The organism is Anaerolineales bacterium, from assembly GCA_003105035.1.
Taxonomy (GTDB): Bacteria; Chloroflexota; Anaerolineae; order Anaerolineales; family UBA4823; genus FEB-25.
This window is the reverse complement of sequence record PQAL01000019.1, coordinates 24276-37376: the sequence shown is the minus strand read 5'-3', so window position 1 is coordinate 37376 and position 13101 is coordinate 24276. Positions and strand designations below refer to the sequence as shown.

Annotated in this window: 10 protein-coding genes and 1 pseudogene; 5 read left to right on the top strand and 6 right to left on the bottom strand. The window is 53.0% G+C overall.

Features of this window, described 5'->3' with window-relative positions; genetic code table 11:
• Positions 1–1012 precede the first annotated feature (1012 nt).
• Positions 1013–1447: pseudogene (locus C3F13_08750) on the bottom strand (isoleucine--tRNA ligase).
• Between the two features lie 180 nt (positions 1448–1627).
• Between C3F13_08750 and C3F13_08745 the strand changes: the two are divergent.
• Entirely contained in the window at positions 1628–1927 is a 300-nt protein-coding gene (locus C3F13_08745; GenBank protein ID PWB53494.1) for a hypothetical protein, read from the top strand.
• 365 nt (positions 1928–2292) lie between these two features.
• On the opposite strand, the gene C3F13_08740 is transcribed toward C3F13_08745, so the two are convergent.
• A complete protein-coding gene (locus C3F13_08740; protein ID PWB53493.1) occupies positions 2293–3333 on the bottom strand; it encodes an aspartate--ammonia ligase in 1041 nt (346 codons plus the stop codon).
• Between the two features lie 272 nt (positions 3334–3605).
• On the opposite strand from C3F13_08740, the gene C3F13_08735 reads away from it, so the two are divergent.
• From C3F13_08735 to C3F13_08720, 4 genes are all read left to right on the top strand, one after another.
• Positions 3606–4313: a hypothetical protein gene (locus tag C3F13_08735; protein PWB53492.1), complete on the top strand. Its 708-nt coding sequence runs from the start codon at positions 3606–3608 to the stop codon at positions 4311–4313.
• Between the two features lie 202 nt (positions 4314–4515).
• Positions 4516–5730, top strand: coding sequence for an MFS transporter (locus C3F13_08730; GenBank protein PWB53491.1), 1215 nt, complete (start codon positions 4516–4518; stop codon positions 5728–5730).
• On the top strand, positions 5688–6512 hold the full coding sequence (locus tag C3F13_08725; GenBank protein PWB53490.1) for a hypothetical protein: 825 nt from the start codon (positions 5688–5690) through the stop codon (positions 6510–6512). The genes C3F13_08730 and C3F13_08725 overlap by 43 nt, the downstream gene beginning before the upstream one ends.
• 230 nt (positions 6513–6742) lie before the next feature.
• A complete protein-coding gene (locus C3F13_08720; protein PWB53489.1) occupies positions 6743–8107 on the top strand; it encodes a hypothetical protein in 1365 nt (454 codons plus the stop codon).
• Here C3F13_08720 and C3F13_08715 read toward each other — a convergent pair.
• From C3F13_08715 to C3F13_08700, 4 genes are read right to left on the bottom strand one after another with little or no spacing between them, the layout of a single operon-like run.
• A complete protein-coding gene (locus tag C3F13_08715; protein PWB53488.1) occupies positions 8063–9433 on the bottom strand; it encodes a hypothetical protein in 1371 nt (456 codons plus the stop codon). The two genes, C3F13_08720 and C3F13_08715, sit on opposite strands and share 45 nt — an antisense overlap.
• Positions 9430–10263, bottom strand: coding sequence for a hypothetical protein (locus C3F13_08710; GenBank protein ID PWB53487.1), 834 nt, complete (start codon positions 10261–10263; stop codon positions 9430–9432). The genes C3F13_08715 and C3F13_08710 overlap by 4 nt, the downstream gene beginning before the upstream one ends.
• Positions 10260–11549, bottom strand: a complete 1290-nt coding sequence (locus C3F13_08705; GenBank protein PWB53486.1) for a hypothetical protein — start codon at positions 11547–11549, stop codon at positions 10260–10262. Before C3F13_08705 ends, C3F13_08710 begins: the two co-directional genes overlap by 4 nt.
• The gene (locus C3F13_08700; GenBank protein PWB53485.1) at positions 11539–13101 is read right to left on the bottom strand and encodes a hypothetical protein; all 1563 of its coding nucleotides are present in this window, start codon (positions 13099–13101) and stop codon (positions 11539–11541) included. The genes C3F13_08705 and C3F13_08700 overlap by 11 nt, the downstream gene beginning before the upstream one ends.

Genomic DNA, 13101 nt, shown 5'->3' with positions numbered 1-13101 from the left:
GCGGTTTCTCATAGCTGACACCCATGCTGATGAACCACTCGTCCACCAGGCGAAAAACCAGCTCTGTATTGCAGCGCCAGCACACCGGGTAGCGATGGGTGTAGGGCACCACACTGTACAGCAAGCCTTTACGGCGGAGGTCTTCGAAGATCGGATTAGCCACCTCCGAGACATGCATGCCGCTCAGCCAGCCAAAGCCTTCCAGGAAATCCCCCTCTTCGTTAAGCGGAGCGATTAACGGCATATGGTATTCCTTGCCCAGCTGGAAGTCTTCAGCACCGCAGCCCGGGGCGATGTGGACAATCCCGGTACCCTCCTCCTCGCCCACTGCCTCCCAAAGGATTACGCGGTGAGCCTGGACGGCGTTCTGTTTTACATCGCGGATCAGCTGCGCCAGATAAGTATAACCACCCGGCATCTTGGCCGCATCTAAATCATCGAATGGGCCATCATAGATCCAGCCTCCCATCTCGGTACCTTTTAGCTCGCCGAGTAATTCATAGGAGCCCTGTAGCATATCCAGGGTGCCCCTGGAGAGGTAAAACACCTCATCCCCTTGTTTTACCCTGGCATAGGTTAATTCAGGCCCAACGGCAGCTGCCACATTGCTGGTGAGCGTCCAGGGGGTGGTCGTCCAAACCAGCAGTGATTCTTTCTCGCGGTTCCGCAAAGGGAAGCGCAGGATCACAGAGCGGTGAGTAAGCTCCTGGTAACCTTCCGTGGCGATTTCATGCTGGCTGATACCCGTAGCACAGCGTGGACACCACGGCATGACGTCATCCCCTTTGTACAACCAGCCATTTTGCCAGCATTTCTTGAGGAAAGCCCAGATCATATAGTTGTTCTCGTTGGAGAAGGTGAAATAAGAGCCACCCAGCTCAGGCAAGCCCAGGTGAGCCACCACCTGCTCCACGGTACCGGTAAAAGGTCCATTTGGGCCGGGCACGGTGATAACCTGCGAAGGATCTTGCATCAGCTTCTGCGCCAGGTCCTTTAGCATATCTGTGTCATTCCAATCCATCCAGTATCCCAGGCGGATGGACTGCTCGGTTTGCACCGCGGCAAAACGCAGAACGCGCTCCTTGCATGCCAATACGAATTTAGCCAGCCCGTACTGCTCAATATCTAGCTTTGATTTGAAGCCCAGGTCGCGCTCCACATTGACCTCGACCCATAAACCCTGGCAGTCGAAGCCGTTCTGGTAGCGCATCTCATGCCCTTGCATGGTGCGAAAGCGCAGCATTACGTCTTTATAAGAGCGTCCCCAGCCGTGATGCACACCCATCGGGTTGTTTGCAGTGATCGGTCCATCAATGAATGACCAGCGCGGTTGCCCTTTGTGAATGGCAACCATCTTCTCAAAGGCGCGGCTTTCTTTCCAGAATTTAAGTACTTCCAGCTCCTGGGCCTGAAAATCAACTTTATTGGGTACATCTTGAAATGCCATTCCTACCTCCAGAACCATCATCGCGTGGATTGAGGGTGTCAATTAACCATCGCAATGTAATTAGAGAATAAAAAATCTCGTCCCAGCACAGGGACGAGAGCGCAACATCATAACTCCCGCGGTACCACCCTGGTTCCTGCCGTTCGGGCAAGCACCTCCGCTGCATGGGCGGCCCCTGCATTGCAGGTGGCGATCCATGTACCCCTGGTAACGGTGGGGAATTCCGGCTTTCCTACTTGTTTCGCTCGCTTACGCTGGGTCAACTTTCAGATCGCAGCTCCGGAAGGATTTTCAGCCTGTGGTTCTGCCCCGGCTCGCACCACACCCGGGGTCGCTGGCAGGGAAGCAGGCTTACTCGTTTCCATCAAAGCTTATCAAGGTTCGATTGGCGGGAATTATGCCATAATTCCAATGATTGGTCAATCGAGAGCGATTCATAAAGAGAAACCGGCTGTCATGCCGGTTTCTGCACATCAATGATATTTTTTCCTGGATTTACCATCCAGTTTGGCGACCCACATGGGTCAAAAATCTTCGATAGACATTCCTCTATTTAGTTTGACGGACTGAGACTTGTTAATTAGCTTACTCGGCGCCTCCTTTCCTGGTTGACTGACACTATGAAGAGGAAGAAAATGGTATCGAAGCACCTCCGTAATCTGTACCGCTAAATATGAGGGTTGTTAAACTGTCCTAACGATAATGCTGTATTTCACAAACTTACAAGTTAATTATAGCAGGCGTTCGAAAAAAGTAAATGACAGAATTGATAGGCAAGAGAGAACTTTGCGAAAGCCTATGTACTTCGAAGTGTGATTTTAAAGAGTTAACCCCACAGTGTAATTTTATAACAGTAGGATATTATGCTCTCGGCATTGCTCCACCATCTCCGATGGCCACAGGCTCGATTGGATCTCGCCGATGTGCGCCTTACGCAAGTAAAACATGCACAGGCGGGATTGCCCGATCCCACCTCCGATCGAAAGCGGTAGCTCGTTGTTGAGCAGGCGGCGGTGGAACAACAGGTTCTTGCGCTCCAGCATGCCGCGGGCTTCCAGCTGGTGCAACATGGCAATGGGGTCAACACGAATACCCATCGATGAGAGTTCATAAGCACAATCGAGCAGGGGATAATTGACCAGGATGTCACCATTAAGACCGCGATAACCCGCGTTTGTTGGAGTTGACCAATCATCATAATCGGGTGCCCGGCCATCATGAGGCTGTCCGTCGGCAAGCTCTGCTCCAATCCCAATCACGAACACCGCCCCGTGTTCCTTGCAGATCAGTTTCTCGCGCTCCTTGGAGGTCAGGTTTGGGTACCGTTTCTGCAAGTCTTCACTATGGACAAAGGTGATTTGATCAGGCAGGCTGGGTTGGATCACCGGGTAAAGGTGGCAGATGTATCGCTCAGTTCGCCGGATGGTGTCGTAGATTTTCCTGACTATTTCCATTAAGAAGGGGATATTTCGCTGCTGGTTGTCTATGACCCGTTCCCAATCCCACTGGTCCACGTAGAGCGAGTGCAGGTTATCAAGGGTTTCTTCCGGGCGGATGGCGTTCATATCGGTGTAAAGGCCTTCGCCTGGTTGCATGCCGAAATCTGCCAGCTGCAGACGTTTCCACTTGGCCAGTGACTGGACGATCTCGACCCGGCTTCCTCCTAATGCTCTGACCGGGAAATGCACGGGCTGTTCGATGCCGTTCAGGTCATCGTTGATCCCGGTCCCCGATGGAACAAACAATGGAGCCGTTACGCGCATCAGGTTCAGCTCAAATGAAAGGTTGGTCTGAAAGAATTCCTTGATCTGGCGGATGGCCAGCTCTGTCTGGCGCACATCCAATAGGGGCTGGTAATCAGCCGGGCATTGTAGACACTCTTCCATAATGCTCCTCCACTTGAAAGTCAACGTATGGCATGATATGAATAATTACATCTGCAGATGGATAATCGTTCAACCCGGCAGGCTGAGGTCTTGCGAAAATCCAGCAGAGGTTCAGGCTGGTTGCCAATGCATAAAAACTATGGGTGACCAGCCACTTCCACGATTAAACCATATAAGCACCAATAATGGACAATCTGCATAAGCAATTGCAATGCTGGGGTAAAATTATTCCGGTATGTGAGCGTAATCATCCTTCATAAGGCGAATCCGACATGGGCTTTCTTTCCTTCATCCTGATGCAGTTAATGGCGGCTTATCTGGTTCTGGTTGAGCCTCTCTTGCGTGCGAATATTTATCGCAACTTCAAGAAACAGCTGCCAGTTGATCCACACGCTCGCCTGCTGTACTACCGTACCCAGGTGCTTTGGGAATTGAGCTGGCTGGTGGTACTTGTCCTGATCGTTATCCCTATACCTGATCCCCTCAATTATCTTGGCCTCACCCTGCCCAATCAGGTTGGTTGGATCATCAGCTTTGCACTGTTGGGTGGCATTGTCCTTTCGGTATCTCTGATCCGGCGTAACCCGAATGCGTTGGAAAATATGCGCCACAGCCTGGAGACTTCAGCCGCGGTGCTGCCCTCCACCCCTGCGGAACGCAAATGGTTCACCATCGCTACCATCACTGCCGGGATCTGCGAAGAGCTGCTCTACCGTGGTTTTTTCCTGCGCTACCTGAGGACGGTTTTGCCTGGCTGGAATTGGATTGTGCTCGCCCTGCTTTCCGGTATTGTGTATGGCCTGAGCCGGGCCTACCAGGGCCGCAAAGGCATCCTGACGACCACGCTCGCCGGGTTCAGTTACGCAGTCATCTACATCCTGGGTGGCAGCCTGCTGCCAGCCATGGCTTTTCACATCCTGGCTGACTTGCGTACGTTGTTCTTCTGGCAGCCGAAAGAAGATAAAAAGAAATCACGCTAGCTATTTTCTCCAAGGTGGAATGCTCAGTGGGGTAGAAACGTGAATAGCGGGCAGCTCAGGCGGACGTTTTAAAAATGCTAGATAAAACCAGCAACCATATCTCTGGTCGATCCTAAGATGCCTTCACATCAAAGATTTCGAAGCATTAAGAGTGCTCCTTGCATGTAATTTTTTTTTAATCATTGCTCACTCACTATAGAACATGCCACGCGATATCCCCCTCCTTTTCGTCACTCGTGTTATTCGAATGTTCGGCTACGGCTTTCTGTCAGTGGTCCTGGCCCTTTATCTGGCGCAGCGTGGCCTGAGCGAAGGTGAGATCGGACTGCTGTTCACCCTCACCCTAGCTGGCGATGCAGCCATTACCCTATGGCTCACCACCTCCGCCGACCGAGCAGGACGGAAGAAAATGTTGATCATCGGTGCATTGCTGATGATCATGGCAGGTGTCATTTTCAGCCTGACCGGGAATTTTATCTTCCTGGTGGTCACTGCCATCATCGGGGTGATCAGTCCGTCGGGCAATGAGATCGGTCCCTTTTTATCCATCGAGCAGGCTGCCCTTTCTCAACTGGTGCCTGATGCCAGGCGTACTCAGGTTTTCGCCTGGTATAACCTGGCAGGCTCCTTCGCCACCGCCACAGGTGCCCTGATTGGTGGATTCCTGGCGCAGCTGCTGCAGAAAAATGGGTATACACCGTTAAATTCCTACCGGGCAGTGGTATTCGGTTATACCCTGGTGGGTTTGCTCCTGGTTATGCTATTCCTCTTTGTTTCGTCAGCTGTGGAAGCACCAAGGTCGCAGGAAACGATTACCCTGCAGCGCAGGTTTGGCCTGCATAAATCGCGCCGGGTGGTGTTCAAGCTGTCCAGCCTGTTTGCCCTGGATGCCTTCGCGGGTGGGCTGGTGGTGCAGAGTATGGTGGCGTACTGGTTCAATGTTAAGTTTGGCGTCCAGCCAGCCGTGCTGGGGACGATTTTCTTCGCTGCCAACATCCTGGCGGGCATCTCAGCCCTGTCTGCTGCCTGGATCGCCAGGCGTATTGGCTTGATCAATACCATGGTGTTCACCCACATCCCTTCCAACATCCTGCTTATCCTGGTGCCGTTCATGCCGACCCTTCCGCTGGCAATCACCGCCTTACTGCTCAGGTTCAGCATCTCGCAAATGGATGTACCCACGCGCCAATCCTATACCGTGGCAGTGGTTAGCCCGGATGAGCGCTCGGCAGCCATGGGCGTCACCAGCATCTCCCGTTCGGTAGGTGCCAGCCTATCCCCTGCCATCACCGGTCAGTTCCTGGCGATCCCTGGGCTTCTGGGAGCGCCTTTTGTAATCGCTGGCAGCTTGAAGATCATCTATGATGTCTTAATCTGGCGGGGCTTCCGGGCGGTGAAGCCGCCGGAGGAGCGGTGAGCCTCTCCTTCCAGTGGTCAGGCACAGCCAGCCTGGTGTTTAAGGCTGGGGGTCAGGTGCTGGCCATTGACCCATTCTTCACCCGCCCTTCGTTAACGACCTTATTGCGACCACTGGCACCTGACGGTGAATTAGTTGCTGAGTATCTGCCACGCTGTGACTTCGTGTTGGTCACTCATTCGCATTATGATCACCTGCTCGACGTCTCGGAGGTAATGCGCCAGACCGATGCAGTTGTGTTCGGCTCAGCCAACACCTGCCACCTGCTGGCGATTGTTGGTGCTCCCGTTCCGAAAACAACCGAAATTACTGTAGGAGAAAGACTTGTGCTGGGCAGTTTTGAAGTGGAAGTCATTCGCGGCCAGCATAGCCCGATCCCGTTAGCGAAGCTTTTCAACGGCCCATTCCGCCTGGGTCTGGAGCCGCCCCTGCACGCCTGGGATTACCGCATGGACCTCTGCCTGGGTTATCGCATCATGGTGAATGGCATCCGGTTGTTAATTTGCGCAGGTGACCCGCATGCCGCGGACCTCTGGTTCGCGGTTGCACAGGAACCACAGCGCTACTACCGCGATATGCTACAGGGTATCCATCCCCGGGTGATTGTCCCAATCCACTGGGATAACTTCACCCGCCCGCTCAGTAAGCCTTTACGCCGATTCACCCGTCCAGGGAGATTATCATTGCAAAATCTGGAAGTATTGGCACACCAAATCCTGCCTGGGTGCCGGGTGATCATCCCCGAGGTATCCAAAGAGTACACAATTGCTGAATTGCTGTAGTGCATTGCTCATATCGATAGCGTAGCTCAGGGTTGTCTTTGGTTCAGGATATATCCAAAAAATACTCATCTCAGTCTAAACTTCTCTTTTAAATAGAATAATATGACCGCGATATACTCACCTCAACGCTACGAGATTTCTATCTTTTCGCAAGCCGGTTAATGACTTAAGGAACTCGTGTGGGAAGTACCTCGTGAAATAGTGTGCTGGTCGTCGGGGATTATCGAATTATGCCTAGGGTAGCTCTTGTCTTTCCATATTTCCGCACGCGATCGGCCACGGAGATGTTGTTCGCTCCTCTGGGGATCGCCAGCCTGGCAGCCCAGCTACGCCAGAGAGATATCGAGACTGGCGTGTTCGACTGCACTTTCCAGACGTTCAGCAGAGTGGCCGAGAAGCTGTTGGACTACCAGCCGGATATCGTTGGCGTCTCTTCCATGATCCTGTTGAACCGCAGCACCTTCCGCTTCGCAGAATTATTGCGCCAGCGCCTGCCCGAGGCTTTACTCGTCGCAGGTGGCCCGATGCCGACCTTATACCCCGAAAATTTTCTCGGGTCTTTCGACCTGGTATTCCGCGGCGAGGCTGACCTGAGCTTCCCCAGGTTTTGCCAGGATTATTTCTCCCATGGCGTGAATTGGAAGACCCTCTACCGGCTTGACCTGGCATCATATCCGGGTTTAAACGGCCATACCCTCGACTTATTCATCCAAAATCCCATCGTTCATTACAGCCAGCACGAGGTGCGCAAGTTTCCCATCCCCGACCGCTCGGATTTTGATCATAAATCCTACCAGCAAGACTGGATGCGCAAGAATGGCTCCCGCACGGCCTCGCTCATGGTCACCTTTGGCTGCCCATTCGATTGTGACTTTTGCTCCCGACCAGTTTTCGGCCATCTCTATCGCAAGCGCAACCTGGAGGTGGTTTTCGAGGAGATTAATCAGCTCAGGCAGCTGGGTTATGACCGGCTGTGGATCGCCGACGATAACTTCACCCTCGACCTTTCCTTTTTATTCCAGTTCTGCCAGCGCATTGAGAAGTTGGGGATTGGCTGGAGCTGCCTGTCACGGTCAACTGGCATCACGCAGGAGATCGCCATGCAGATGAAGACAGCCGGCTGCACGCGGGTGTATCTGGGGCTGGAATCCGGCAGTGATGAAACCCTGCGCTTGATGAACAAGAAAGCCACCCTGGAAGATGGCATCCGAGCGGTTGAACATTTCCACCAGGCAGGTATCCAGGTGGCAGCATTTTTTATTGTTGGTTATCCTGGTGAAAGCCGTGAGGCAGTCGAAAAGACGTTCAGCCTGGCGCTCAGCCTGCCACTGGATGAGATTTCCTTCAATGTACCATTCCCATTGCCGGGCTCAGCGCTCTTCACACGGGTCAGCGGGATTGACCCAACGAAGGACTGGAGTCGCGAAAACGATGTAACCTTCGTCTACCAGTCAGAATTCGATCCATCGTGGCTCAAGCACTGCATCCAGCAGACCATGCACGCATTTAACCATCGCAATATGCCTTCGTCAGGATCTCGAAAAAAATCTTCACCGCATGTGGCACAACAACCAATCCGTCGTAACCTCGAATAAACGATAAACCCAGCCAGCTGCTTGCTTCAAACGGGGCGATCTGCGCAGTCTACGGTTGATGGCGAATTGTATACGGCCCTTGATGATCCCCAGCCACATCTTGGCTTCAGAGAATTCACCTCTATAGATGAGCACATGGCTGCCGAACACACTCTCACCGGGGTGCCATTCGCGCCGGATCTGACCCTGAACACGCTCGTAAAGCGCAGTCCCCGGTAGCGGATAAGGCATGGTCAACCCCAGGTAATCCAATGGCAGGGAGGTGGCAAAGCGAAGGGTATTGAGCACCGTCTGGTTCGTTTCACCAGGGTAGAACAGGATAAAGAATGCCCCCACCTCCAACCCTGCCTGGTGGGCAGCCTGTACCGCTGTTTGGGCACCCTCGACAGTGATTTTCTTATTCATCAACCTTAGTATGGTATCGTCACCCGATTCGATGCCGAAATACACCCTGCGGCAGCCAGCCTGGTACATTTCGACATAGCTGGAAGCATCGATCGAATCTACGCGCGCCAGGCACTCCCAGTAAAACTTTAGGTTACGGTTGTTGATCTCGTTACAAATCTGCAATACCCGCTTCTGATTGAGGGTGAAGACATCGTCGGCGAAAGAGATGCGGTCGTAGCCTGCAGCTAGTGCCTGCTCAACTTCATCGACCACGTTCCTGGCAGACCGCTCACGGTATGAGCCTCCGAAGATGACATTGCTACAGAACTCGCAGTGGTACGGGCAACCACGCGTGCTCATCACCGTGGTGATGGCGTAGCCATATTTTTTCCGACCAAACTGGATGTATCCCTGGTTCGGCAGCAGGTCGCGGGCTGGCAAGGGCAGACTGTCTAGATCCTTTATAAAGGGTCGCAAAGGTGTGGAAATGCATTCGCCGTTTTCGCCAAGCATGGTAATACCATTAACGGTGCGGTAATCACCTCCGCTTGCATAGGCTTGAAGCAGCTCGACCACGGTATGTTCAGCTTCACCCCGGGCGACCACATCAAAGTCATGCACGAACTTCTGCGGCTCACAGGTGGGGAGTGGCCCGCCCACCACAAGCAATTTTGTCTGAGGGCGTAACTGCCTGGCCAGCCAGAGGCAATCTTCCAGCATGGTCACCATACAGTAGATACCCACCACTTCGGCAGCAGCCTGCCGGGCCTGGTTGAGGGCATCGGCTTTATTAATAAAAGTGCAATCGAGCACCTGCACCTCATGCCCCGCCTTGATCAAGCTGGCAGCCAAGTAGCTCACCCCTAGGGGTGGGAAGCGGAACACCGATCGATCCCGCCTGGGTTTGAAATACGGGTAGATCAATAGCACCCTGCTCATAGCAGCTTGCGTAACATGACCTGATACTTGAAACGCTCAAGTCTTGGAGAAAAAGAGTAGCCAAAGCCCGACCAGGCTAAGCGGTCGCCAACCAGCTCTCTACCGCAGAATAATTTTGCTCCTTCGACCTGGTGCAGGCTGAAGGAAAGCTTTTCCGAATCACTCGTAAATTCTGCCCATGCTGTGCTCACCTCATCCCAACAGCCGATCTCGGCTCCACGCTGCGAGAAGCCGTCATCACTCCAGTAGCTGTCGAAGTAGTGTGCCCCTTGCTCATTCATGACGATGATTTCGCTGACTTGCTCTGGACTCAACTGCTTATCGATCAGCTCTACTTCCAGACTCCCTGATTTAGGGTTGATCGTGTAATGCATCGTCACGTGGGCGGAAAAACCTGCCGGTTCATAAACCGTTTGCCATCCGAATCGATCACGCATCTGGTTCGAAACGCCAGTCAGCTGCCTGCGTAACCCAGGAAACTGCCGGATCATCCCAGCCAGGATGTTTTTCGTGCTGGTGATCAGGCGGCTATTAATCGGGCTGGTTGAGTGATTGATCTTCTCCACCAGGTTGAGGGTATAACGCGCCGAAAACTTGCACTGATCGACGCCTCCACCCAGGAAGAGCTCGATCTCACCGGGGAAAATTGCCTGGAGCCCGCGCTTGACTATGGGAACTCCGAAACCGACGGCTTCTTCCGATAGATCCTTGCCATCATTGAGCAACAACCAGCCCTTGGCGATGCTGGCAGTGGGGAAGGGCGTGTTGCGAATGATCTTCGAAGAGATCTCCAGGCTTATTCCATGGTTTAAGGCTACATCAAATCTCATATTGTATCCACGCTATTTTTTCTAAAACAACGGGCAACCATCCACCAACCTGCAACCTGCCATGGAATGACTACCAGCATGCGCGCCCATAATCTTTCGGTGCGGAAGATATCGGTAAAGCGTAACAAGAAAGACATCAGGTCAGGTCGAATCGTAAACAGCAGCTGCGCGGGGGTGGTGTTGAATACGGTGAAAATCATTGGTAAAACCCAGGTGGCATAAAAAGCCAGTCTGGGCAGCTCATCGATGCAGGTCAGGATCAGCACCATGGGTAGGATCAAGGCCAGATTCTGCTCCGAGAGCCAGGTGCGGGTCAGGAAGAAAATCAAAGTCAGGCTAAGGCTATTCTTGAGCAGTGTAACGAAACCCAGCTCTCCCCTGGGGAGCAGCAGGGTGCCTATCAGGATCGCAGGGAGCCATACTATCCCCAACAGCCACCAGTTGCCAGGTAGCACGTAGGTGTCAGCGGTCAGCTCATAGAGCGTGATCAGCGACATGCCGCTGCTGACGGTGAACTGGTTGTTCCAACCGTGGTAGATAGGGCTTGCATCCCATCTGAATAGAAGGAATGGCAGCACGCAAAACACCAGCATACCGATGGCAAAGGTGATCAAGAACGCACCCAACCTTTGCCAGGGTGGCTTCCAAAGGTAGACCACTGCTGCCAGTGCGACTGCCACGGGGGTGGGTTTCATTGCGATTGCGAGTGCCAGGAGGATAGCCGCCAGGAATATTCGCTGCTTGCTGAGCAATAGCAACGATAACAATGTGAAGGTTGCCAATATAGAATCAAACTGACCCCACGCGGCAGTGAAATATAAAGCAAATGGGTTGAACAACATGAACAACCAGGCTGCCCGAACAAGCCCAGGCCTGACGTTTTGGGTTTGAAGAATTTCTCGAACAAGGTATGCCAGGGCGATGTTCGCTAGGATCGACGGCAGCTTAATCCCAAGGTTATATAGGAGAAAATTATGCGTACCGGCGTAGGTAAGTAAGTAGATCATGCCAAGGATCAACGGCCAGGGAGGTGGATAGCCGATACTGGTCATCCCAATAAAATCGGGATTGTTGAAAACCGCCCGCAAATCTGGCAGGATATATGGATCCTGGCCATGGGAGGTCAGGTAACCGCTGGCCATAAAGATCCGTATGTCGTAGGCATGTCCGAAGAATGCTCCCAAGATGAGCTGCAAGCCAATACTTGCCAACAATGGCAGGATATCCCTGGATGGTAGCGCCAGGTCTTTGTGGCTTGCTTCGATGGGGTGCGCCTCACTGGACATGCTGCATCTCTACCCCTGGCTGACTTTGTTTATAGGTCAGGATGGAGATGAAAATATATGAGACAGTGTAAGGAACCAGGATGAGCAGGACCGCATAATGTGCCCGGAAGATGGAGATAACTGTAGCGAGAATCCCTAAGAGTACCGAGGCCAGCTCAAGCATGAAGACCGAATCCAGCGGTATTTGATAGCTGCGCGTACGCCAGCCTTCCTTGTCTTTCACGCTGGCGTACTTCGGGGTGCGTTTGAATTCCCACTCGCGGTTGGTGAGCAAAGCTTTCGCTGCTTCCACCGTGTTGCTCACGCTGATCCCACTGCCAAGCAAAAACAACACGAGCAACCCCAGCAGGTTTTTCCTCACCGACAGCTTTTGGATCATCAGGCTGATGGTCGGTGAGAGCCAGGCCGCCACCATGCTGAGGATGATCATTGCGTCGAGGACGCCCCAGGTGATATCGTGAATATTCCTGGCCACCATCGGGTCAAATGTAGAGAATGCCCCACCCAGCGGAGTGAGCATGTGGGAATGGAGCAGGAATGTATCGATTTCAAAGATCGTGCCCAGGGAGGCTAGCAGGAAGGAGATGAACATCATCGGGTGCAGGATGTATCCGGTCAGGTGGATGAATGCCTCCAGCCGTTGGTACAGCTTGAAGCGCTTATCAGACAGGAGAGACGGCAAAAGCTTGCGTGCGGTACGCAGCGAGCCATTCGCCCAGCGAGCCTGTTGCTTCTTGAAACTCGGTACCGTGGGTGGCACCTCGCCCGGGCTGTGCAAGTCTTTCAGATACAGGACATGGTATCCGTTCATTTGGATGCGGTAGCTGGCATCCAGGTCTTCAGCCAGGGTATCCGCCTGCCAGCCGCCTGCCTCAACCAGTGCACTCCTGCGCAAGACACCTCCGCTGCCGTTGAAATTCTGAAAGCAGCGCGATGCATATCGGGCGGTCTGTTCTACAACGAAGTGAACGTCGATACCGATCGCCACTGCACTGGTGACCCGATTGAAGAAGCGGTTGAGGTGCGTCCAACGGCTCTGGACGATAGCCAGCTTTTCGTCCTTTAGGAAATATGGGATTGTATTTAAAAGGAAATCGCTGTGGGGGGTGTAATCCGCATCAAATATAGCGATGAACTCAGCCGGGGTGTTTTCAAGTGCCACCTGCAAGGCGCCCGCTTTGTACCCGCGCCGGTCAGGCCTGCGCTGGACCAGGATGTTATAGTCCTTCTGCTGGTATTCCTGGACAATTTCATCAACAATTTGGCGGGTGTCATCTGTTGAATCGTCCAGGATGCGAATCTCTGCGAATTTAATTCCATACTGTTCCGCCATCCTGGCGCAAGCTTCCACCAGGCGATGTACCACGTAGCGCTCATTATAGATTGGCAGCTGAATGGAGACAAAGGGGTGGTTATCTTTCGCCAGAAGGAACGACTGTGGTATCCGATAACGATGCATGACGCTTAACATGAAGTACTGGTTGAATCCATACAAAAAAAACATGAAGGTCAGGAAAATGGACAACCCCAGGAAGATGATCTGGATATACAA

What these genes read in the sequence shown, in the direction of transcription:
- C3F13_08740 (PWB53493.1), bottom strand. Translation starts at nt 3,333, where the DNA reads ATGGAAGAGTGTCTACAATGCCCGGCTGATTACCAGCCCCTATTGGAT.
- C3F13_08735 (PWB53492.1), top strand. Translation starts at nt 3,606, where the DNA reads ATGGGCTTTCTTTCCTTCATCCTGATGCAGTTAATGGCGGCTTATCTG.
- C3F13_08730 (PWB53491.1), top strand. Translation starts at nt 4,516, where the DNA reads ATGCCACGCGATATCCCCCTCCTTTTCGTCACTCGTGTTATTCGAATG.
- C3F13_08720 (PWB53489.1), top strand. Translation starts at nt 6,743, where the DNA reads ATGCCTAGGGTAGCTCTTGTCTTTCCATATTTCCGCACGCGATCGGCC.
- C3F13_08715 (PWB53488.1), bottom strand. Translation starts at nt 9,433, where the DNA reads ATGAGCAGGGTGCTATTGATCTACCCGTATTTCAAACCCAGGCGGGAT.
- C3F13_08710 (PWB53487.1), bottom strand. Translation starts at nt 10,263, where the DNA reads ATGAGATTTGATGTAGCCTTAAACCATGGAATAAGCCTGGAGATCTCT.
- C3F13_08705 (PWB53486.1), bottom strand. Translation starts at nt 11,549, where the DNA reads ATGTCCAGTGAGGCGCACCCCATCGAAGCAAGCCACAAAGACCTGGCG.